The organism is Sphingobium fluminis (assembly GCF_037723805.1).
Lineage (GTDB): Bacteria > Pseudomonadota > Alphaproteobacteria > Sphingomonadales > Sphingomonadaceae > Sphingobium.
On the sequence record NZ_JBBJUK010000005.1, the window covers coordinates 241,005 to 241,299 of the forward strand.

Annotated in this window: 1 protein-coding gene; it reads right to left on the minus strand. The window is 58.6% G+C overall.

Features of this window, described 5'->3' with window-relative positions; all coding sequences use genetic code 11:
• Complete coding sequence (locus WG907_RS14605; RefSeq protein ID WP_340233915.1) at positions 1-291, minus strand: DUF3467 domain-containing protein; 291 nt, start codon at positions 289-291, stop codon at positions 1-3.
• Positions 292-295: the final 4 nt, after the last annotated feature.

Sequence of the window (295 nt, forward strand, 5' to 3'; positions counted from 1 at the left end):
TCAACTCAACGCGCCATGGCGCTGCTCATAATCGTGCATCAGTTGCTGCAAGGCCTGGCTCAGCCGTTTGGCGGCGAAGGGGCTCAGGATGACCCGATGTTCGAGATCGACGTCGAGAAACTCCGCCGCGACACCGGGCTGGTCCCAATTCTGGTTGACCCCGAAATTCAGCACCACTTCCTCACGCGTGCTCGTCGCATTGCACATGTTGCAATAGCTGCTCTTCACATTGTCGGTACGGAATCGCAGCGATTGTTGCCGGGGTGCGCCGGCCTTTGGGGGATTGGTCACAATG